This is a genomic window from Aquicella siphonis, assembly GCF_902459485.1.
GTDB classification, from domain to species: domain Bacteria; phylum Pseudomonadota; class Gammaproteobacteria; order DSM-16500; family DSM-16500; genus Aquicella; species Aquicella siphonis.
The window spans coordinates 1168343-1190317 of the sequence record NZ_LR699119.1 but is presented as its reverse complement, the minus strand read 5'-3'; the positions used below and the strand labels follow the sequence as shown (position 1 = coordinate 1190317).

The 21975-nt window shown below is 48.0% G+C and carries 22 protein-coding genes; 7 read left to right on the top strand and 15 right to left on the bottom strand.

From position 1 onward, the window contains the following. Positions 1 to 201: 201 nt before the first annotated feature. The 4 genes from AQULUS_RS05555 to AQULUS_RS05540 form a co-directional block, all read right to left on the bottom strand. Positions 202 to 1470 (bottom strand): hypothetical protein, encoded by a 1269-nt coding sequence (locus AQULUS_RS05555; RefSeq protein ID WP_148339100.1) that lies wholly within the window; start codon positions 1468 to 1470, stop codon positions 202 to 204. Positions 1471 to 1672: 202 nt separating this feature from the next. Continuing rightward, a complete protein-coding gene (locus tag AQULUS_RS05550) occupies positions 1673 to 2257 on the bottom strand; it encodes an HD domain-containing protein (RefSeq protein WP_148339099.1) in 585 nt (194 codons plus the stop codon). A 20-nt stretch (positions 2258 to 2277) separates the two neighbouring features. Continuing rightward, positions 2278 to 4455, bottom strand: a complete 2178-nt coding sequence (locus AQULUS_RS05545) for a cation:proton antiporter (RefSeq protein WP_148339098.1) — start codon at positions 4453 to 4455, stop codon at positions 2278 to 2280. A 103-nt stretch (positions 4456 to 4558) separates the two neighbouring features. Further along, complete coding sequence (locus AQULUS_RS05540) at positions 4559 to 6451, bottom strand: adenylate/guanylate cyclase domain-containing protein (protein ID WP_148339097.1); 1893 nt, start codon at positions 6449 to 6451, stop codon at positions 4559 to 4561. A gap of 201 nt (positions 6452 to 6652) precedes the next feature. On the opposite strand from AQULUS_RS05540, the gene AQULUS_RS05535 reads away from it, so the two are divergent. Continuing rightward, on the top strand, positions 6653 to 6835 hold the full coding sequence (locus AQULUS_RS05535; protein ID WP_148339096.1) for a hypothetical protein: 183 nt from the start codon (positions 6653 to 6655) through the stop codon (positions 6833 to 6835). 19 nt (positions 6836 to 6854) lie between these two features. Continuing rightward, the gene (locus AQULUS_RS05530; protein ID WP_148339095.1) at positions 6855 to 7814 is read left to right on the top strand and encodes a hypothetical protein; all 960 of its coding nucleotides are present in this window, start codon (positions 6855 to 6857) and stop codon (positions 7812 to 7814) included. A 43-nt stretch (positions 7815 to 7857) separates the two neighbouring features. On the opposite strand, the gene cysS is transcribed toward AQULUS_RS05530, so the two are convergent. From cysS to lepA, 8 genes are all read right to left on the bottom strand, one after another. Then, positions 7858 to 9234, bottom strand: a complete 1377-nt coding sequence (gene cysS, locus AQULUS_RS05525) for a cysteine--tRNA ligase (RefSeq protein WP_148339094.1) — start codon at positions 9232 to 9234, stop codon at positions 7858 to 7860. Positions 9235 to 9251: 17 nt separating this feature from the next. Further along, the gene (gltX, locus tag AQULUS_RS05520; RefSeq protein WP_148339093.1) at positions 9252 to 10664 is read right to left on the bottom strand and encodes a glutamate--tRNA ligase; all 1413 of its coding nucleotides are present in this window, start codon (positions 10662 to 10664) and stop codon (positions 9252 to 9254) included. After that, entirely contained in the window at positions 10661 to 11398 is a 738-nt protein-coding gene (gene pdxJ / locus AQULUS_RS05515) for a pyridoxine 5'-phosphate synthase (RefSeq protein WP_172622749.1), read from the bottom strand. Before pdxJ ends, gltX begins: the two co-directional genes overlap by 4 nt. Continuing rightward, entirely contained in the window at positions 11388 to 12155 is a 768-nt protein-coding gene (recO, locus tag AQULUS_RS05510) for a DNA repair protein RecO (protein ID WP_148339091.1), read from the bottom strand. Before recO ends, pdxJ begins: the two co-directional genes overlap by 11 nt. A 15-nt stretch (positions 12156 to 12170) precedes the next feature. Then, positions 12171 to 13067 (bottom strand): GTPase Era, encoded by an 897-nt coding sequence (gene era / locus AQULUS_RS05505; RefSeq protein ID WP_148339090.1) that lies wholly within the window; start codon positions 13065 to 13067, stop codon positions 12171 to 12173. A gap of 48 nt (positions 13068 to 13115) precedes the next feature. Then, positions 13116 to 13781 (bottom strand): ribonuclease III, encoded by a 666-nt coding sequence (gene rnc, locus AQULUS_RS05500; protein WP_148339089.1) that lies wholly within the window; start codon positions 13779 to 13781, stop codon positions 13116 to 13118. A 10-nt stretch (positions 13782 to 13791) separates the two neighbouring features. Next, the gene (lepB, locus tag AQULUS_RS05495) at positions 13792 to 14583 is read right to left on the bottom strand and encodes a signal peptidase I (protein ID WP_148339088.1); all 792 of its coding nucleotides are present in this window, start codon (positions 14581 to 14583) and stop codon (positions 13792 to 13794) included. 104 nt (positions 14584 to 14687) lie between these two features. After that, a complete protein-coding gene (gene lepA / locus AQULUS_RS05490; protein WP_148339087.1) occupies positions 14688 to 16484 on the bottom strand; it encodes a translation elongation factor 4 in 1797 nt (598 codons plus the stop codon). Positions 16485 to 16725: 241 nt separating this feature from the next. Here lepA and AQULUS_RS05485 point away from each other — a divergent pair, with 241 nt between their 5' ends. Beyond that, on the top strand, positions 16726 to 17112 hold the full coding sequence (locus AQULUS_RS05485) for an acyl-CoA thioesterase (protein ID WP_148339086.1): 387 nt from the start codon (positions 16726 to 16728) through the stop codon (positions 17110 to 17112). A 58-nt stretch (positions 17113 to 17170) separates the two neighbouring features. Here the strand turns inward: AQULUS_RS05485 and AQULUS_RS05480 are convergent, their stop codons facing one another. Next, positions 17171 to 17602, bottom strand: a complete 432-nt coding sequence (locus AQULUS_RS05480) for a protein YgfX (protein WP_148339085.1) — start codon at positions 17600 to 17602, stop codon at positions 17171 to 17173. After that, positions 17583 to 17858 carry an FAD assembly factor SdhE gene (locus AQULUS_RS05475; RefSeq protein ID WP_148339084.1) on the bottom strand — a complete coding sequence of 92 codons (276 nt, stop codon included), beginning with the start codon at positions 17856 to 17858 and terminating at the stop codon, positions 17583 to 17585. The genes AQULUS_RS05480 and AQULUS_RS05475 overlap by 20 nt, the downstream gene beginning before the upstream one ends. Before the next feature lie 68 nt (positions 17859 to 17926). Here AQULUS_RS05475 and AQULUS_RS05470 point away from each other — a divergent pair, with 68 nt between their 5' ends. Further along, complete coding sequence (locus tag AQULUS_RS05470) at positions 17927 to 18262, top strand: hypothetical protein (protein ID WP_148339083.1); 336 nt, start codon at positions 17927 to 17929, stop codon at positions 18260 to 18262. Between the two features lie 14 nt (positions 18263 to 18276). Here AQULUS_RS05470 and AQULUS_RS05465 read toward each other — a convergent pair whose 3' ends face one another. Next, a complete protein-coding gene (locus AQULUS_RS05465; protein ID WP_148339082.1) occupies positions 18277 to 18774 on the bottom strand; it encodes a hypothetical protein in 498 nt (165 codons plus the stop codon). A gap of 82 nt (positions 18775 to 18856) precedes the next feature. On the opposite strand from AQULUS_RS05465, the gene AQULUS_RS05460 reads away from it, so the two are divergent. From AQULUS_RS05460 to tdh, 3 genes are all read left to right on the top strand, one after another. Further along, positions 18857 to 19570 carry a ferredoxin--NADP reductase gene (locus AQULUS_RS05460; protein WP_148339081.1) on the top strand — a complete coding sequence of 238 codons (714 nt, stop codon included), beginning with the start codon at positions 18857 to 18859 and terminating at the stop codon, positions 19568 to 19570. A 131-nt stretch (positions 19571 to 19701) separates the two neighbouring features. Then, positions 19702 to 20919 carry a glycine C-acetyltransferase gene (locus tag AQULUS_RS05455; protein ID WP_148339080.1) on the top strand — a complete coding sequence of 406 codons (1218 nt, stop codon included), beginning with the start codon at positions 19702 to 19704 and terminating at the stop codon, positions 20917 to 20919. Next, complete coding sequence (gene tdh / locus AQULUS_RS05450) at positions 20903 to 21931, top strand: L-threonine 3-dehydrogenase (protein ID WP_148339079.1); 1029 nt, start codon at positions 20903 to 20905, stop codon at positions 21929 to 21931. Before AQULUS_RS05455 ends, tdh begins: the two co-directional genes overlap by 17 nt. Positions 21932 to 21975: the final 44 nt, after the last annotated feature.

The window sequence follows — 21975 nt, the reverse complement described above, 5'->3', positions numbered from 1 at the left end:
GCGCGGGAATGACAGGAAGGTGCGGCAGCCCTTCGAGACGGACACTAACGTGTCCTCCTCAGGACAGGCCCTTCGAGACGGCGCTGCGTGTCCTCCTCAGGGTGAACGGCGGTGAAAATCCCGTTCGTGGTGAGGAGGACATGTTGTCATGCCAGCATGTTTTTAGCTGGCATCCAGCTGGTTCCGGATTGTTTAAAAGCATCACGGCCGACTATTACTCAGCACTTCCCTGTCTTCAGCGTCTGCCGACTTATTTTCCTTTATGAAAGTTGAATCAATAATATGCAATAAATTCCGCTCTTCCAAAATATCTATCGTTTTTTGAATCGCTGAGTTCACAACAGTGTTATTAATACCTCCGGATCCCAGCTTGTAATTATCCTGTAAAGCGGAGCATATTAAAGTGAAGAGACGTTTTAAGTCTTTATTGTTGGCTATTAACCTGTCTTCATCATCCATGATTTCACTTTCATCATCGACTTTGGCAGCAATCATTTCAAAGGCTTTTGCGAGACCGAATAAAACAGAAGAGTAGCAGTTGGAATGCACCACATCGTAATATTGAGCCAGGCAGATATTCTCATCTATCGCCTTTACGAGAGATTTTATTTCTGCGCCGGTCATGGTCACTTCAGTCATTTCCGCATTAAAAGGAGTGCCTGGGAAAAAGTCGTATTTCTTTTCATTGTCCATGCGAGTCGTTGTGAAGCGCATAATGGCGTGATAATCCATCACATTGCTGATTGCCCACCACAGAAATGATGGCGATGGTTTGCCTGGGTCAGGTTTTAGAAACTGCTCATTCTGGCGGCCGACAATGAGAAATTTTCCAGTGACGGGATCGCGAAAAGCCAGTGAAGCATGGTTGATCAAGGTGTAGCTGCAGTATTTGCGCGTGAATCCCAACTGGAATATTTGATTGTCATCCAGGCTGTCAACATCATTAGTTAACATGTCTTCATCCGGAATAGCCGGATAACTAGTCACTTTTTGCGTGGATTTCACAACAGAATCTATGAGTAAATTATATAATGTTGCGGCATTATAAACCCGATTCGTAATAGGAGCGAAAATGGATTGAGAATAGGGTTTTCTTTCTGGCGTTGGAGATCGCACAATTGATAAACTGCCGAATGTATGTTTTGGACTAATTGAAATGATTGATTCCGCCCGCGACAGCGGCGAGAGTGAGCGTCTTCGTGATTTTTTTTCAATAGAGAGCGGAGCAGAAGTGGTTATTCTGCCGCGTAATCCGCCATCTTGCTTATCATGGTTATTGTTGCCGGTTGGTTTTACTGCAGATGTGTCACCGTCGCCATTTAACCCCTCGGCTGGCTGCTCAATATGTATGGAGATCTGGGGAATTGACTTGGGGCTGCCAATTGGAGCTAATGAATCAGGCTCGTCCTTCGCCTTTGTGGCCAAGTCTTCTTTAGAACTTCGGGAGTCTTTACTGGTTCGAAGAAACATGGTTAATTCCTCATTGGTTATTGTATCTATTATGTATTTAGATGTTCTTATTTGACTTGAATGTTAATAAGATATAACCCTCGCATCCAAATAGATACAACTATATCACTTTCAAGACGAATTAATATTAAAATATTGTATAATTATTATACAAATAAATCAAGTTAGGTTATTATAACCTTATTAGGGTGGAATTCTCACTTCATGTGGTAATCAGATTTGCCAGCAGCAAGTCTGTTTTCAGCATCTGATAGAGGGCGGTAAATGTCTTGCTGAATATAAAATGCGGAGATTTGGTCTTTTTCAGATGATCCAGGCTGATATTAAACGGTTTATAGGATTGTCGTGAGTGCAGGCGCTGAAAGATGGGACAGATTGCGTCCGCAGCTTTTGCGATTTTTGCCTCAAGACTGTTTTTTGCTTCAAATTCATGCCACAAATCATGCAGTTGTGTTCCAAATTCCGGGTCTAGCGACATCAGTTTTTTTAATGCCTGCGCTTCGATTTTTTCCTTGTTTTGCCGCGCCTCTATATCAAACGCCATGACATCACCCGCATAGATTTCTACCACATCATGAATCATAGCCAGCTTGATGGTTTTTAACTCATCAATTTCAGAAAACTCATTTTTAAGTTCACGCATGAGTATGATTACTATCATGCTGGCCGACCAGGAATGTTCGGCCGTACTTTCCTTTCTGTCGGCGCTCGTAATGGTATTTCTGAATACAAGCTTGAGCTTGTTCATTTCCAGAATCAGCTGATAGGCATTCTGCATAACGGACATAAGATGGACCCCTCACCTGTTCATATCTGTTTCCCGCCCACCAGTAACAGATCATCTGCTTCCAGTACTGTATCAGGGCTGGGATTCAGAATCCGCGTATTTCCACGCTCAATTCCCATCACTAATCCATGTAATTGTTCTCGAATCCCGGAATCCCGAATAGTCTTGCCCAGGAACGGATGATCACTGCCGATCAGGATAGGTTTCAGGATAAAGCTTTCAAGATGCCCGTTTTTTTCAAGACCGGATGATGCCATGGTTGCCTTGCGCTTGAAACGGTCGATCTGGTCATCATTCCCTAGCACAATCAATTTGTCATTATCATAAAGCCGTACTTCGCCGCGCGGCGCCAGAATGGAATTGTGCCCACGGTAAATGGCAACGATGTTCACGCCAAAACGCTCGCGAATTTTACACTCTCCCAGACTTTTAGTGGCAAAAGGCGACTTGTCCCCGACTTCGATTTCAACAAAGTGCATGTCCCAGGGCGCGAGCTCCTTGAATTTGGATTGTTTGCCCTGTTTGTTGATATTTTTAACCAGCTGTAATTCAAACCAGCGGTAGGATTTTTCCAGCTGCCGGTATGCGGCCGCAAAGAAAATGATGACCAGTATCAACAATACGGCGGTCGTCACCCAGGTGTGAAAATACACCACGCTCAAAAAGGTGATTTCCATCAGTGTGACCAGCCATACCACAGATACGGCAGGATTGAATTTTAGCTTTGCATATTCTGGAATCGGGCTGAATTTATAGGAGAACATCATTCCCCAGATGAATGGCGAGGATAAAATAATGGAAATGGCTTCACAAACAATCTTGGTTTGATGTTTATTGGCAAGCAGGATGTAAATTTGCGGAAATACCAGCTTGTCGATCAGGGTAAAGATAATGGCGACGGTAATGCCGTTAATAAACAAGCGTACTGTCACACTGCGAGGTACGGGATTTTTCCTGGACTCTGTTTGCGTACGGTAAACCCAGGCTGTATAACTTTCCAGAAAGTATTTCATGCGCTGCGGCAGCACGCGTTCCATTGTTTCACTGATTTTCCCTGACAACCGTATCATATAAGGCGTAGTGAAGGTGGTAATGCTTGAAACCGCGACAATGATGGGATACAGCTGGTCGTTGATCGCGTTAAGCGACCAGCCCAGCGTCGCGATGATAAATGAGAATTCGCCTATCTGCGCCATGCCAAAACCGGCGCGAATAGCTGTTTTGGTGCTTTGCCCCGTCAAAAACGTCCCGATACTGATGACCGCGACCTTTCCCGCGATCAATACCAAGGCAATAAAAATGACTGTCTGCCACTGCCCGATGATGACAGAAGGATTGATAAGCATGCCGACAGAGATAAAAAATATCGCACCGAAAATATCACGAATGGGAACAATCAATTCTTCAATTCTATGCACCAGAACGGTTTCAGCCAGTATCGAACCCATGATAAACGCGCCCAGGGCGGTTGAATAATGAAAGTATGCCGCAATGCTGACCAGGATAAGGCACAAGGCCACGGAGATAATGGTCAGGGTTTCCTGGCTGATGTAATGGGCAAGCCGCCTGAATAACGCCGGCACCAGCGAGTATCCGATCAAAAACCATCCCCCCACTACCAGGAGCAGTTTGGCCGCGGCGATAAACATATCCTTGGGCGTGACATTTTTGGTCATGATAATCGTGGAAAGGCCTACCAGAATCAGGATAGCCAGCAAATCTTCCACAATCAGCACGCCAAAAATAACTTCAGCGAAGCGTTTGGTCTTCAAGCCCAGTTCATTGACCGCCTTGAAAATAATCGTGGTCGATGAAATCGCGAGTGCCGCTCCCAAAAACAGCCGGTCGTTATGGCTCCAGCCGAGAACGGCCCCCGCTCCATAGCCAACGAGAATCATCAGAGTGACATCAAACAAGCCGGTAATCAGGGCGGAAAACCCGACTTTAGTCAGCTTATGAAAGCTGAATTCCAACCCCAGTGAAAACATCAGAAAAATGACACCCAGCTCGGAAAGGATTTTGATATTTGTCACATCAGTAATGAAACGATGCGATGTGGTGAAAGGGCCTACAAGCATGCCGGCAACCAGATATCCCAACACAACAGGCTGATGAATGCGCTGAAAAAGCAAGACCACAAAGCCTGCCACACCCAGCATGATTGCCAGATCATGTATCAGCGGTGCCAGATCGTGCATACTGAATCCTGTTCATGTCATTTGGTTCATTCTTTGCCGCGGGTATTATAACCCTTTTTGCCGCTGTTTTTTAGGGATTTCTATAGCATGGAGTGATAAATTATTAATCAATCCGCGAGGGAGTTCTGCGGGCGAGCAGCGCATAAACCAGCACTTTTTCCTTGATTCCCTTTAGTGACGCATATCCCATTTCCTTTAGAACAAATTCATCCTGGATAATTTGATACACGGCTTCGCTGACAAGAATATTTGTATTGTATTCCTTGTTTATTCCCTCAAGCCGGCTGGCAATATTAATCGAATCTCCAATCGCCGTGTAATTAATGCGTTCCGAAGACCCCACATTTCCAACGATTGCATCGCCTATATGTATGCCTATGCGCGTATAGAATGGCGACCTTCCCTCCTCTTCCCATTTATGGTTCAGGGAACTCAAGGTTTCCTGGAATTCCAGTGCCGCACTGGCGGCATGATGACAGGGCCGGTCAATGTCGTCAGGCGCGCCCCAGAAGGCCATGATGGAATCACCGATATATTTATCGATGGTGCCTTTTTCTTGGATAATGATATTCGTAAACGCTTCAAAATATTCATTTAACTGCGCCATCAACCCGTCGGGTCTGGATTGATGCGTGATCGTCGTAAAATCTTTGATATCGCTGAAAAAAGCAACAATGGTTTTCCTGCTTCCGCCCAGTTTTGCGTTTTCACCTTTTCTGATTAACTGTTTGACCAGATCAGACGGCACATAACGTTTGAACGCTCTCAATCCAGTCTTCATAGTCTGAATGGCATCAGACAATAATATGATCTCCTTGACCCGGGTATGCACCGGCTGATCATCAGCCAGATCAAAATTTTTGATTTTATTCGTCTCCAGGATCAACTGCTTGACCGGTTTGACAATACTGTTAACAAATCTTGACACCAGGAAAACTCCCAGCAGCAAGATAAAAAGACTGATCAACATATTCGTGATTCTTGCCTTGTTAAGAGTGCCGATAAAGTCATTTTCCGGTATGACCAGGCCGATAAGCCAACCCTGGTCTTTAAACTCTGGCACGCTTTGATATGTCGCAAGATACGTTACACCCTGATAGCGAAAAGAGAAGCGTTTAGCTTTGAGTTTTTTGTATTTGTCAAACGAATAAGCTATCCATTTTGAGGGCAGTTCGTGAATATCCAGGAGCCGGGACATTTTGGGGAGTTTGTCAAAGTTCGGATAGGCGATCAATTTGCCGTTTTCCATCACCACAAACAATATTCCGTGCGGCGTGATTTTAAGACCATCGATATACCATGATATCCAGTCCAGACGTAAATCCACGCCCAGCACTCCTTCCAACAGCCCTTTTTTCCCATAAACCGGCGTGGCCAGTGTAATGCCCAGATAATCTGATGGTTTGTAAAGATATACGTTGGTCCAGGCCGCCTTTCCTATTTTTTGGGCCGACAGAAACCAGGGTCTGACGCGGGGATCATAATCCACGTCATGAGACTGAGTGGATGAGATAACGGTTCCCGCCACGTTCCGCCTGATAATGCTTTCAGTAGGCGCCGGAATCGAACGATCTATATAATGGCTTGTGATGGAATCATCGTCTTCATATTCGGCAGAAACATAATTTCCTTTGGTGTCACCCCAATAAATGGCTTGTACGATATTGAAAAATTCCGCCAGATAATAAAAATAACGTATCATTTCATCCGGTTCATCGACGTCCAGCACCTTGCCTGTAATCAGGGATAAAGTAATGCCGGAATCACGCTGCGCCAGGCGCACTTCTGACAGAAACATTTGACTCAATGAATGCGTAATGTCTTCCATTGATTTGTTGGCGATAAAAAAAATATCATCAGATGAACTTTTATAACTAAGCGTCATTAGAATCAGACTGGCGGTCAGAAACAAGGTAATAAAAAGCGAGAGAATGCTGAATTTTAATGTAACTATGATGTGGTTGATAAAGTTAATCAGAACTTTAATATATTTCATATTCCCGACATCATCCCTGCTGCTGTGTCCGTCTGGTAACACGGAATTTCATGGTCATGTGTTAAGCATGTTGCTTTAACAAGAGAGTAGCCTGAGGGTAATCCTGAAACAAGGATGTTACGGAAGGGATTCTAAAACCATGGCGCATGATGCTCAAATAGTGTACAATAACCGGGATTTATATCCATATTTGGAGTAATAATGAATAATCAAGTACATGTCTGCCTGGCGGAGATCACGGTTGGCCGCAAATTAAGTAAATACCTGAGCGGGCAATCCGGGCTTGACTCACACACGATAAGATTTGGCCAACCGGAATATTACTCTTGTGAAATCGACTGGCACGCCTTGAACCTGCGGGTTACGACTGACAGGCTAGAATAAATAGTGCGAGACTGCCGCCATGTTTACCGCGTTCAGAACACCCATCACAACCATAGAAAAAGTTCAGCTGAATACCACTCCTTATAAATACCAGAAACTGGAACAATTAAAACAAAAATTACTCTCGCTGGAACAAAGCGGAGACTTGAGTGAAGAGAATTTGATCTCTCTATTGAATTACTGTGATTCGATACTGGATGATTCACAGTTTACTTATATACAAATCGGTTTCTTTGGCCTGAGAACATCTCGTTGTGAAAATGTGACCAGGGAATTGTATTCATTTGTCAAACACAACATGATAGGGATTTTTTTGGATAAGCTGCGAGCGAGTTGCGATAGTCAATCGCTTGAGTCTAAAATTAACAAAACACAATTCACAGAACTGTCCGAGTGTATCAAATCAAGAAATTACACCCTCGCCCAAAAAATATTTAATCTGATTACTGCTTCAGTGGTCATTTGCGGTCAGTTTCCGGATCAATGCCTCAAATCAATAAAATCCTGGCTGGAACGTAAATTGTCATTACAGATTGAATTAATCCCGGACAGAAAAGTGTATGCTCCTGTGCGGTGGCCGTCACTGGAAATCAGGTCGTCTCAGACAGTATACGACTTGAACGGCATACGAGAATTAATGATGAAATGCGGCGACAATGAAGTCATGTCATTTACCTATGCCATTGACTTGCATGGTAACGTGGTTTTTTCCATAGGCGCCAATACTTCCTATCATATTAATTTGTGCGGCGGTGAAAAAGTTTGCGGCGCCGGCGAAGTCTTTCTGAAAAAATCATCGCAAGGAATCTGTGTGGAACTGATAAACAATAAAAGCGGCCTCTATCTGCCCAGGACAGAATTCATGCGGCCGTTAAAATACTGGTTCGCCCGGCACGAATTCATCATTGATCACGCTTGTCTTCATGATGAGCGTGACCATCTGATTCAAGGTTTTCAGGAACTCAGGATGATGAAATAATCCTTTTTCTGTTATTCAATGCGCTTGAATATATCCATGAATGTTATTTCAGGAATTTCCACGTAGTTCCCTGAGGACTGTCTTCTATTACGACAAACATGCTTGCCAGTTCATCCCTGATCCTGTCAGCTTCAGCCCAGTTTTTTTCACGACGCGCCTGCTGGCGCTGGGCTATCAGCGCCTCGATTTTAGCGGGATCCGTCTCGCCGCCGGTCTGGAAAAATGTTTCCGGCGCGGTTTGTAATATTCCCAGGACGCCGCCCAGGCGCTTTAACAAAGCGCCATGGGCTGCGGCTGCGCGCATGTCTTTATTTCTCAAGCGCTGAATTTCATGCGCCAGATCAAAAAGAGCGGACAAGGCAACCGGTGTATTAAAATCATCATCCATCGCGGCCATAAACTGGTTTTCAAAACGGGTATTTTCAGGATGCGGAGCATCGGATAGATGGCGCAAGGCGGTGTAAAAGCGTTCCAGCGATTGCCTGGATTGATAAAGCGCATCGGTGGTATAAATCAGCGGACTGCGATAATGGCTGGAAATCAAAAAAAATCTCAAGACTTCGGGTTCGTGTTCACGCAGAACATCGCGTATAGTCACGAAATTCCCCAGTGACTTGGACATTTTTTCCTTTTCCATCTGTAAAAAACCAGTGTGCATCCAGAGGTTTACGAATGGATGTTTAGACGCGGCTTCAGATTGGGCGATTTCATTTTCATGGTGGGGAAAGATCAGATCACGGCCGCCCGCATGGATATCAAAGTGTTTTCCCAGCAAATCCATGGACATGGCCGAGCACTCGATATGCCAGCCTGGCCTGCCCTTGCCCCACGGGGAGTCCCAGGAAGGCTCGCCGGGTTTGGCCAGCTTCCACAAGACAAAATCCAGCGGATCGCGTTTGACTTCCGATATTTCAACACGCGCGCCGCTTTCCAGTTGTTCAATATCGTGATGCGATAAACAGCCATAGGATTGGAAACTGCGCACGTCAAAGTAAACATCGCCATTGGCGCCTACATATGCGTGCTGATTGGCGATGATTTTTTCTATCAGGCCAATCATTTGAGGAATATAGTCTGTTGCCCGCGGTTCGAATTCGGGAGCGGTCAGGCCCAGCGCAGAAAAATCTTCATGCATGGCGCGCGTGAAGCGTTCCGTGACTACCCGGTACTCCTCATTGTTTTCACTTGCGCGCTTGATAATTTTATCATCGATATCCGTGATATTCCTCACATGATTCACTTCATACCCGCGCCAGCGCAAATAACGGATAATCACATCGACGGAGGTGTACGTGCGCGCGTGTCCCAGATGGCAATAATCGTAAACTGTGACGCCGCAAACATACATGCCCACTTTTCCCGGGACCATGGGAATGAATTCCTGTTTTTGCCGCGTGAGAGTATTGTGTATTTGCAACATAGTCTGCCCCAGCCTGTTTAATTTTTACTTGCCAATTTGAATGCCAGCCCCATACGGTGTTTCAATTTGCCTTGACCCAGTAACTGCGCGATAAGCGCAAGCTCGGGGCCGTGAGTCTTGCCGGTGAGCGCAACGCGTAAAGGCATGAATAATTTCTTGCCTTGCACGCCCAGGGTTTTTTTCATCTCAGCCAGCACCGGATCCAGATCAGTTCCGTATTTGTCAATGGCCTGCTCGGCTTCCACAAAAAACTGTTCGCCTGCATCACGAATGATCTGCAGCCCTTCCTGATCCATCTCTACGGTTTCATGAAAGAAAATCCTGGACCAGTCAGCCGCATCCTGTGGAAATTCAATATTGGATTTGACAGTATCAATGAATAATTTACGTGCGTTTTCCGGAACCTGGTTGAGGACGCTTTCTCCAAGCCAGCGTATCATTTCAGGCATATCCAGAGCCTGGACAGCGGTCTTTTGCCAGAACATTAATTGACTCGCGTCAAAGCGCGCGGGTGAGCGGCTCAGCCTTTCCAGATAAAAGTGTTGCGCCAGATGATCAAATGACAACAGGTCCTGCGTGTCGCAGGTATGACCTAACCGTGCCAGATAATTAATAATCGCAGCCGGAAGAAAACCTTGTTCGCGCAATTCATGCACGCTGTAGCTGCCATGGCGCTTGGACAGCGGCGCCCCATCTTCGCCTACAATCAGCGACAAATGGCCGTAGTGCGGCGTGTGCAGCGACATGGCTCGCAACAGCATGATTTGCCGCGGCGTGTTCGCCAGATGGTCTTCGCCGCGCAGCACATGCGTCACTTTCATCGTCGCGTCGTCTATTGCGTTGCAAAACAAAAACGGCGCGGTGCCGTCCGCGCGTCTGACGATAAAATCGCCGATATCATCGCTTCTGAAATGCTGCGGTCCTTTCACTGTGTCCACAAATTCAATGGACTGATCTGCGGGAACGGAATAGCGCCAGGCGGGTTTTTTGCCTTCATCAAGGCGGGATTGAATGTCCGCAGGTGTCAACTGTCGGCAGGTTCCGGCATAACGGGGCGCCTGGCCGCGGGATAACTGTCTTTTACGCGCGAGTAATAATTCCTGGTCTGTGCAAAAACAGGGATAGATCAGTTTTTTTTCTTCCAGGACTTTATAATATTTCGCATAAATATCCTGCCGCTGAGACTGCCAGTACGGCCCATAATCGCCATGCACGCCCGGCCCTTCTCCCCAGTGCACGCCCAGCCAGTTCAAGTCATTTTCCAGTGATTCCACAAAACGGATTTCAGAACGCGCCGCATCTGTATCTTCTATGCGGAGTATAAACACGCCATGATGTCTGGCGGCATATAACGCACTGAATAAAGCCGCGCGCGCGTTGCCAAGGTGGATCATCCCGGTGGGACTGGGAGAAAAACGGGTACGAATCATTTTCTTGCCTCCACCATTAACCGCTTCATTTCGCGAACAGCATGTATCAACCCGATGAACACCGCGCGGGCAATAATGGCATGGCCAATATTCAACTCATTAATTTCAGCAATGCCGGCGATAGCCTGAACATTTTGATAGTTCAATCCATGTCCGGCATTGACTATCAATCCTGCCTGATGCGCAAAATGCACCGCTTTGACAATACGCCTTAACTCCTTGTCGCGATCACTGTCAGTTTGCGCGTCTGCGTAGGCGCCGGTATGAATTTCAATCACTGGCGCGTCACATCGCAGCGCCGCCTCAATCTGTTTGACGTCTGGATCGATAAACAGGGATACTTCCATTCCAGCCCGTTTCAAACGACGCACCGCCTCATGAATGTGCGCCTCGTGCGTGACGACATCCAGTCCGCCTTCCGTGGTCAATTCTGCCCGTTTTTCAGGCACGAGACAGATGTGTTCAGGCTGGATTTTTTCAGCATAGGCCAGCATGGATTCAGTCACCGCCATTTCAAGATTCAAGCGCGTTTGCGTGACCGCCTTGATCAATTCCACATCGCGTTCCTGAATATGGCGCCGGTCTTCACGCAAATGAATGGTGATTCCGTCCGCACCGCCGTTTTCAGCCGCAAAAACCGCTTCGACGGGGTCCGGGTAACGGGTTAACCTTGCCTGTCGCAACGTCGCCACGTGATCAATGTTTACACCCAGTAAAATCGCGTTATTCTTCATTTTGCTTTTCCTCATCCAGCTGCATAAATAAACGCCGGCTATATATTGGTCTGCTCCCTAGCAAGGGCGCAAGCACAAACCGGGTCAGGCGCTTGGCGTCCTGTAGACAGGTCTCATCCTGCCAGTCGTCTTTGGCGATGGCAATTAAACTTTTCCCTGAAAAAATATTTCCCTGGGTAACCCGTTTTCCGTCCGGCGTACGGCCAGATTCACGATAACCGCCTGGCTCACACAAAACAAAGCCGTGCTCCGGCATAAACCGGTAAAACTGATCCGGAGAAAAGGTATTATGCAGGGAATTTTCCGATTTTGGCAGAAGGCCGTAGCCGATTTCCTCCAGAAGGCATTTTTCAAATGAGCGCAAGACTTTCTGCTGCAGGGGGCCGTCAAACAGGGCCGCGACGGCATTTTCATATGCCGCATACAAACCCGGGTGTGAATCCCATTTTTGCAGAAGACACATCAATAACTCGTTAAGATAAAAGCCGGCAAACAGGCATTCACCACGCAATTGTCTCATCATGCCGTGCGCTTCAGCGTGGGACAAAGCCATCAGCTCGCCTTTTCCGGCAAAGGAAACCAGCAGCGGAACAAAGGGTTGCAGCAGGCCGGGGCTGGCGGAACGCGATTTGCGCGCGCCACGGGCAACAACAGTCAAGCGGCCATGCTCAGGCGTGAATAATTCAATCAGAAAGCTGCTTTCACGATACGAACGCCGGTGCAGCACGTAAGCAGGCTGAAGATTGACTCGCTTCATCGCCGCACCGTCCTGTCATTCATAACCCAGGCTCCTGAGCGCCTTGTCATCATCCGTCCAGTTTTCTTTTACCTTGACCCAGAGACGCAAAAAGACTTTCTGACCCAGACGTTTCTCTATCTCGCGTCGCGCCTGCATTCCGACTTTTTTCAGCCGCGCGCCTTTCTTGCCTATGATAATGATTTTTTGGCCCTGGCGCTCAACCCATATGATTGCGCCTATCTCAGTCAGTTTTTCGCCTGGCTGAAATTGTTCGATTTCAACAGTGGTGGTATAAGGCAATTCTTCTTCCGTCGCGTGAATCAGTTTTTCGCGTATGATTTCCGCCACCTGGAAACGCATGCTTTTATCAGTGACTTGTTCATCCGGGTACAGCTGCGGCCCTTCAGGCAGCAGCTTGGCGATTTCAACCTCAAGATGTTCTGTGTTGTCCCTGGCCATGGCCGAGAGGGGAATAATATGGGTGAAGTGAAATTTATCTTTCAATTGATCAATCAGCGGCAGCAAATCGCTTTTATCCTTGAGCAAATCCACCTTGTTAATGGCAAGTATCACCGGCTTTTCAGATTGCTGTAATTTTTTCAACACCATTTCGTCTTCACCGCGCCAGCTGGTGGCATCCACCATGAAAACGATCACATCCGCATCCAGAATCACAGCGTTGGCAATGCGGTTCATATAGCGATTCATGGCGCGCTTTTCATCACGATGCAATCCGGGAGTATCGATATAGATGATTTGGGCTTGATGAAAAATCTTGATACCCAGGATCTGCCATCGGGTAGTTTGCGGCTTGGGAGAAGTAATACTGACTTTTTCGCCAACCAGACAATTCAACAAGGTTGACTTACCTACATTCGGCCGGCCAATAATCGCGACAAAACCGGATTTTTTTATATTTGCTTCACCCATATACACATGCCTCTTTGGTTGGCGACAGCGTCAGAACGCCCAGATTAATCATTTTTTCAATGCCGACAGCATGGCTTGCGCCGCGTCTTGTTCTGCCCTGCGCCTGCTTGTTCCTTTTCCCAGTGTCTGCTGTTCCAGGCCTTCAACCGCGCAGCTCACGGTGAAAACCTGCTGATGCGCCTCACCGGAAATGGCTTCAACCTTGTATACGGGCAGTGCCATGCGGCGGCTTTGCAGGTATTCCTGCAACAGCGTCTTGGGGTCTTTATGATTGGATGCTGACGACAAGGATTGCAGCAAAGGGCTGTACCATTCCGCGATTTTCCTTCTGGCGGTATCGAATCCCCCATCCAGATAGACAGCGCCGATAATGGCTTCCATCGCGCAGGAGAGAATGGATTGCCTTTCACTGCCGCCGCTGCGCAATTCACCGGGCCCCAAAAACAGGAATCGTCCCAGTCCAAATTCCTTGGCCAGGTCAGCCAGGGTGTCGCGATTGACCAGCGACGCGCGCCAGCGGCTTAACTCGCCTTCCGTCGCCTTGGAAAACTGCTGATATAGAATTTCGGCAATTACAAAGTTCACAACCGCGTCGCCTAAAAACTCCAGCCGTTCATTATGTTCGCCGCCCTTGCTGCGATGCGTTAATGCAATCTTGAGATACTTGGGCTGTTTAAATTCATAATTTAGCTTTAAAGATAGTTCGTCACTCATTCTGTTTCCGTTAATGAATCAGTTTTCCCATGCGGTTAAAGCGCAAGTTCTTTTTGGCGCCGTCCCAGCTCAGCCATACCAGAACCGCCTTGCCGACTATGTTTTTATCGGGCACAAATCCCCAATAACGGCTGTCAGCGCTGTCGTCGCGGTTGTCACCCATGACAAAATACATGCCTTTTGGAACAATAATGTCATGAAAATCCTGGCTGGACTTGGCTGTGTCGATATAAATGCGGTGTTTCACGCCCAGCAGGTCTTCCTGTTTTTCCTGTGCCTGCCATTCGCTGCCTGTTTCATTGACTGCCAGACTTTCCTTTAAATATTCCTGTGGAATTTTTTGTCCGTTCACGTACAACTCTTTATTGATATAACTGATTTTATCGCCCGGCAGTCCGATCACGCGTTTGATGAAATCATAGGATGGGTTGGGCGGCCAGCGGAATACCATGATGTCCCCTCGTTTCGGCGCGCCGCTCGTGTAGATTTTTGTGTGCACAACAGGAAGACGGATACCGTAATCGTATTTGTTGACGAGAATAAAATCGCCGGTCAACAAGGTTGGCTCCAGTGAACCGGACGGAATGCGAAAGGGTTCAAACAAAAAGGAACGCAGCAGGAAGACAATGAGCAGCACGGGAAAGAATGACCGCGCATAATCGACAATAATCGGCAGCTTGATTTCCGCGGCGTCCTTCTGAGCCAGCTGTCTCCTGCGCGCCAGAAACAAAATGTCAAACAAGGCGATCAAACCCGATATCACGGTCGCGTAGAACAAGATCATTTCAAAATTAAAATTCATCGTCAGTTTCTCTTATATTTCCCCGTCACAGGGTTTGGTTTGTTTGTCATCTTGAACAGGACGCACCTTCATGCGGCCGCAGACCGCGAATGCCGCGACCACGGCTATTTTTTATCGTCTATTTTCAACACGGCAAGAAATGCTTCCTGCGGGACTTCAACGCTGCCCAGTTGTTTCATGCGCTTTTTTCCTTCCTTCTGCTTTTCCAGCAATTTGCGTTTACGTGAAATATCACCGCCGTAACACTTGGCCGTGACGTTTTTCCGCATTGCCTTGACAGTCTGGCGTGCGATAATGGTACTGCCAATGGACGCCTGCACCGCCACATCAAACATTTGCCGCGGTATCAGTTCACGCATTTTTTCCGTGACAAGACGTCCTCGCGATTGCGCCTGTTCTCTGTGGACAATTGTGGCGAGAGCATCGACGCGTTCGCCGTTAATCATGATATCCAGCTTGACCAGGTCGGCTGTCTGGAAATGTGAAAAGCTGTAATCCAGAGAGGCGTAACCGCGGCTGACGGATTTAAGCCTGTCAAAGAAATCCATGACAATTTCACCCATGGGAAGTTCGTAAACCAGCGCAACCTGACTGCCGTGAAACAACATACTTTTTTGCACCCCGCGTTTTTCCACACACAAGGTAATGACACTGCCAAGGTGCGCCTGGGGAACCAGAATGTTGGCACGCGCGATCGGTTCGCGGATTTCTTCGATATGATTGACCGGGGGGAGCTTCGATGGATTATCCACATGCAGAATTTCACCCTTGGTTGATAATACTTCGTAAACGACGGTCGGCGCCGTTGTAATCAGCTCGAGGTTGTATTCACGTTCCAGGCGCTCCTGCACAATTTCCATATGCAGCATGCCAAGAAATCCGCAGCGAAACCCAAATCCCAATGCTTCAGACGACTCTGGCTCAAAGAAAAGAGCGGCATCGTTAAGACGCAGCTTGCTCAGCGCATCACGCAGCGCGGGGAAGTCATCCGAGTGGATGGGAAACAAACCGGCATAAACCTGGGGCTTGACCTTTTTGAATCCTGGAAGCATATCGGTTGCCGGATGATGCGCATGTGTCAGCGTGTCACCAACCGGAGCGCCGTTAATGTCCTTGATGCCGGCAATCACATAACCGACTTCGCCCGCCCGCAATGCGTCGGTTGGAAAGCGCTTGGGTGTAAAAACACCCAGTCCTGTGACTTCATGCGCCCTGCCTGTTGACATGACTTGCATTTTTTCACCCGACTTCAAAACACCGTTTTTAACCCGCACCAGCGAGACCACGCCCAGATAGGAGTCAAACCATGAATCGATAATCAGGGCCTGCAGAGGAGCGTCAGGGTCGCCTGTGGGCGCTGGTATGTCTGTAATCAGTCTTTCCAGTAATTCTTCTATACCCAGGCCTTGTTTCGCACTGATGCGCACCGCGTTTTGCGCTTCCAGGCCGATGATGTCTTCGATTTCATGAATCACGCGGTCCGGATCAGCCTGTGGCAAATCAATTTTATTGAGCACCGGCACGACTTCCAGCCCTTGATCCAGGGCGGTATAGCAAACCGCGACCGTCTGCGCTTCCACGCCTTGTCCGGCGTCCACTACCAGCAGCGCGCCCTCACAGGCTGCGAGAGATCGTGACACCTCGTACGAGAAATCAACATGACCGGGTGTATCAATAAAGTTAAGCTGGTAAGTCTGGCCATTTTTTGCCTTATAATGCAGAGTCACACTATGAGCCTTGATGGTGATGCCGCGCTCTCGCTCCAAGTCCATGGAATCCAGAACCTGCGCCTGCATTTCGCGTTCACTCAGTCCGCCGCAAAGCTGTATCAGACGGTCTGCCAGCGTCGACTTACCATGATCGATATGGGCAATAATTGAAAAATTACGAATATTTTGCATAGATACACGATACCCCGTTTAGGGGAATGATGGTAACGTATTTTTATCCAATATACCAATGGATTACCATACCGCTATCCCCGCTTCACACAAGATGACAGCCGGAAATATCGGAACAACGGCCGCAGGAATAGCCAACCTGACCACCCTCTTACCCAATGCAAGCCGCGGATGCTTAATATTGAAAATCATTTGATGATAAACTGTCTTAAGGCGGGTTTTTATATCACAAGGAAACATTATGGAAGATAAACAGAGCGAACCCCAAGGCACGCTGGTCATACAAACGGTTGCCATGCCGGCTGATACCAATGCAAACGGTGATATCTTTGGCGGGTGGCTGGTATCCCACATGGACATGGGTGCCGGATTCGCTGGCCGGCGGCGCGCCCATAGCCGGGTCGTAACGGTTGCCATTGATTCACTGGTATTTATCCGCCCTGTCACCGTGGGTGACACGGTCTGTTGTTACGCCAATCTGGTCAAGGTGGGAAGAACTTCCATGCAGTTCAAGATGGAAGCCTGGACCTTGGCTTTACAAGACGAGAAGCCTAAAAAAGCCGCGGAAGGCATGTTCACATTTGTAGCTATAGATGAAAATGGCCATCCCAGGCCTGTTGACCGCTGACAGGCAGCGTGCGTCTCGCGGCGCCAGCCGATGAATGTCCGTTTCCGCGATTGATTTATCATTGACGCAATGACTGATCATTACTCAATGTGACCAGCAAACGGCGGTAGTATCCAGGCCGACAGGAATCCCGAAAAACCAGGCAGGTAACCGGAAAATATCTCCCTTCAATTTGAAAGCGCAGGACTGCCACCCATCTGGTCACGGTGCTGTCACCCTTGAGCACGCCCTGGAGCAACGCCGCCCGGGTATGCACACACCACTGCCCCTGCCCCAGGCTGGTAATGCGTAAAACGGCATGGTCACCGCATAGCAAACCGTGACGCCGGACGATTATTGTTCCATAAACGGCTGCGGCAGATATCAGTCCCAGCCTGATCCATATCCCCGCCGTTAGCGAAATCAAAAGAGCCAGGGTGAATAAAAGCAGGACCAAGCTGAGAATAATATATTGCCAGGAAAGCTTTAGTTCAAAATCGTGACAGTGCATGGGAATGAATGATTTCCGTGATTCTGGCGAGATCACTGTCTTCAGGGGTTGCGCTCCCCATCAGCCAGGCGAACAACTCTGGGTCGGAACAATTCAGAAGCGCGACAAAACGCTTCTTGTCTTCCCTAGCCAGTTCCGGGTAAGCCTCGCTAAGAAAATTTCCTAATAAAACATCAAGTTCAAGCATGCCTCTGCGGCAGGCCCAACGCAGTTTTTCGGGATGCTCGAAAAAATCATGGTTTGCAGGGTCTTTCATTTAAGCTTCTCTTTAAAATTACTTGCTATACTGAATATCAGATTGAATGTAAAAGGAAGGGGCAGTGCATGTATCATACCCGATTAAAAGAATTAATTGCCAGTTTAAAAGCTGTAAATGACCAGCCTGACACTCGCCAGCAGGTGGATGAAATCATATCTATTTTGAGCCATCTGAAAAAAAAACAGGTTGATGATGACCAGATTGCAAGCTATCTGATCACCATCATCAGTGAGTTCCCGTATATGATGCACCATCCCAATAACGCCGCGCTGGAAAAACTGTGCCGGCAATTAAGGCCTGCCACGCTGAATTTGCCTGACTTTACCCGGGAGAAATTTTTTGGCGAGGCTTTTCAAAAACACGAGCCTTCCAAAACCAAGCCCTTGAGCTCCAAGAGATGATTGATTAATCCTCGCTACTCTTTCAAAACCACGGCACCATCATCCGCGCCGCTGCTGATACGACAAAGATAATTTGCTCCGCCTTTTAGCGCATAGGTTTTTGCGTCATAGTAGGCAGCGTGAAATTCAGCGGAATTATCCTCATAGACACGCAGACGCCCATAAGCATGAACAAGGCCTAGAGCGGCATGTTCAGTCAAAATGGTATTTGACGTCGCGATGACATAGCGCTCCTGTCCTGCGTCAGTTTTCACTTTATAGTGCGAAAAAATTGAAAAATTGATGCGTGTTGATGTTCCGCCTGTATCCGATTCGGCTTTGAGCATTTTGATGCCAGGCAAAGGTTTCAAGACACATTTATCGAAATAAACAATTGCCTTGACATCATCGCCCTGATGCAGAGCCTGCAACAGCTGATCATAACTTGTCAGTGCCTGGGAAGCCATACAAACGGGGGAAATGAATCCTGTTACGAGTGCAGCCGCTTTCAATCCAATGCTATGGATTTTCATGATAAGTCTCCCTGTAGAAAAGTCGAAATATATATTAAGATGTTGGGCAATTGTACCCTGACATCGAATTTAGAGAAGCATCATGCCCATACATAAACTCAAATTGATATCCCGCCGGGAAGTCGCGAATAATACGGTAGAATTCATGTTTGAAAAACCGGACGGTTTCACATTCATACCCGGCCAGTATGGAGGATTCACCCTGATCAATCCCAGCGAAACCGATGCCGGCGGCATCACGCGGCGATTTTCCCTGTTGAGCACGCCGGAAGATAAATTTATCGCGGTGACCATGCGCATTCAATCCTCGGCTTTCAAACGCGTTCTGAATACGCTTCCGCTTGGCAGTGAAATCAAATTTGCCGGACCTAGCGGTAATTTTATCTGTCACGATGATCCCTCCACGCCTGCTGTGTTTATTGCGGGCGGAATAGGTATCACACCCTTTTACAGCATGATTCAATCCGCGACCCGGCATCAGTCCATGCAAAAAATAATCCTGTTTTACGGCAACCAATCCATCAAAGACGCCGCTTACCTGCAGGAACTATCCCTGCTGCAAACGCTTAATCCCCATTTTACTTTCGTTCCCACCTTGACCATGACGGATGAGGGATGGAAAGGCGAGACCGGGTTTATTACGCATACCATGATTAAAAAATACATATCCGATCTGAATCAACCCATCTATTATGTCTGTGGATCTCCTGTCATGGTCACAGCCCTGCAGGAAACGCTGGTTGAAATGGGAGTGGAGGAAAATAAAATCAAGGTCGAAGATTTTCCTGGTTATTGATTCGGGCAAATGTCACAGCGGCAAAGATCCAACCGCCCGGGGAATCCAATCAGCCCATTGTTTACGTGTCCCTCTTGTCACTGGCGTAAGGACTGGTCCATAATCCACCGCAATATTGAAGGAATCTCACCATGAACAAACATGATTATCTGAAATTTCTGGCTGCGGAAACCAGTCAGCTGAAAGAAACCGGCCTGTTCAAGGCGGAACGTATTATCACTTCGCCACAGAAAGCGGTCATTGACTTGCAAGACGGTTCGCATGTTGTCAACCTGTGCGCGAATAATTACCTAGGCCTGGCCGACGATCCCTCTCTTATTGAGGCGGCCAAACTTTCACTGGACCAATATGGATACGGCATGTCATCCGTACGCTTTATCTGCGGAACCCAGACGGTCCATAAAAAGCTTGAGACACAGATCAGTCATTTTCTCGGAATGGAAGACACCATTCTGTATTCTTCCTGCTTCGATGCCAACGGCGGTTTGTTTGAAACACTCCTGGGCCCGGAAGACGCGGTCATCAGTGATGCGCTGAATCACGCCAGCATTATCGATGGAATTCGTTTGTGCAAGGCGAAGCGCATGCGTTACAACAATAACGACATGCGGGACCTTGAAGCAAAACTAAAGGAGGCGGCGGATTGCCGCGTCAAATTGATCGCTACCGACGGTGTGTTTTCCATGGATGGAATTGTCGCGAACCTGCCCGCTATCTGCGACCTCGCAGACAAATATGATGCAATGGTGATGGTGGATGATTCCCATGCAGTGGGATTCATGGGCAAACAGGGACGCGGTACGCATGAATACCATCATGTCATGGATCGCGTGGATATTATTACCGGAACACTGGGCAAAGCCCTGGGAGGTGCGTCAGGGGGATATACCAGCAGCCGCAAGGAAATTGTCGCCTGGCTGAGACAGCGTTCCCGCCCTTACCTGTTTTCCAACACCCTCGCGCCAACAATCGCCGCCACTTCAGTCAAAGTGCTGGAAATGCTTGAATCAAATCAGCATCTCATCAAGAAAGTACACGAAAACAGCGCGTATTTCCGCAGTGAAATGGAAAAACTGGGCTTTCATCTGGTTCCAGGCGACCATCCCATTATTCCAGTCATGCTGGGTGACGCGAAACTTGCCAGCCTGATGGCAGACCAAATGCTGCAAGAAGGTGTTTACGTCATTGGATTTTCCTATCCGGTTGTGCCGCAGGGCCATGCGCGTATTCGCACTCAAATGTCCGCCGGCCATGACAGAGAACATCTGGATAAAGCCATTGCAGCGTTCGCCAAAGTTGGCCGTCATTTAGGCGTAATCAAAGGAGCAGCACATGAAAGCGCTCGTTAAGGCAAAAGCCGAACCCGGTATATGGATGCAAGACGTACCCACTCCTGCCGTCGGACCCAATGACGTCTTGATCAAGATCAAAAAAACCGCGATCTGCGGGACAGACATCCACATTTACAATTGGGATGAATGGGCGCAGGAACATATAAAAGTGCCATTGGTTGCGGGCCATGAATTTGTCGGCGAAGTCGTGGAAATTGGAAAGGAAGTGGATTCTTACCACAAGGTCGGCGACCGCGTCTCGGGCGAAGGACATATCGCCTGCGGACATTGCCGCAACTGCCGTGCCGGCAGATCGCATCTTTGCCGCCGCAATGTAAGCGTCGGCGTGACCCGCAATGGCTGTTTTGCGGAATATCTATCTATTCCGGCTACCAATGCCTATCCCATCCCGGAATCAGTGCCAGACAAGCAGGCTTCTATTCTTGATCCCTTCGGAAATGCCGCGCACACGGCCTTATCCTTCGATCTCGTGGGGGAAGATGTGTTAATCACAGGCGCAGGTCCTGTTGGCATCATGGCGGCGGCCATCGCACGACATGTGGGCGCGCGTTATGTCGTCATAACCGATGTCAATGAATACCGCCTGAAACTGGCAGAAAAAATGGGTGCAACGCTGGCTGTCAATACTGCCCGTACATCTCTCAAACAAGTCATGGATCAACTGGACATGAAGGAAGGCTTTGATGTGGGCATGGAAATGTCCGGAAACCCCGGGGCGTTCACTGATATGATCACACACATGAATCACGCCGGTAAAATCGCCCTGTTAGGTTTTTTGCCGCATAATACCGGGATAGACTGGAGCCAGGTCATCATGAAGGGACTCATTATCAAAGGGATATACGGCCGTGAAATGTATGACACCTGGTATAAAATGATTACCATGCTGCAAAGCGGGTTAAACATCGCTCCGGTCATTACACATGAATTCTCAATTAGTGATTATCAACAGGCTTTTGAAACCATGAGATCAGGGCATTCCGGAAAAATCATACTCAACTGGAGTTAAATCGTCATATCATCTGCGCGGCATGCCGCTGCCGCGCAGACAAC